We start from the raw sequence: 281 nt of genomic DNA on the forward strand, positions 1-281 counted from the left end.
TTACCCACCAAAAATTCCAGTGGGCTCAAGTAATTTAACACCTTCCTGGGGCGAGTATTGATTCGAAACACTGCATCATCAATACGGCTTTTTGGTATCTTGCCAATTTCCACTCCTTTCGGGAAGAAGCGTCTCAAGAGACCATTAGTGTTTTCGTTCAGCCCACGCTCCCAGGAGTGGTAAGGTTTCGCAAAATATATTCTGCATCCTAGCTTCTGCGCAATCGATTGATGACCTGCGAATTCTCCACCATTATCGAAGGTGATGGTTTTACAGATGGC

The 281-nt window shown here is 45.2% G+C and carries 1 protein-coding gene; it reads right to left on the reverse strand.

Features of this window, described 5'->3' with window-relative positions; genetic code table 11:
- The coding region (locus Q1A69_RS20245; RefSeq protein ID WP_299589769.1) for an IS30 family transposase at positions 1-281 on the reverse strand (281 nt) is incomplete at both ends.

It is taken from the genome of uncultured Microbulbifer sp. (assembly GCF_947498635.1).
Lineage (GTDB): Bacteria > Pseudomonadota > Gammaproteobacteria > Pseudomonadales > Cellvibrionaceae > Microbulbifer > Microbulbifer echini.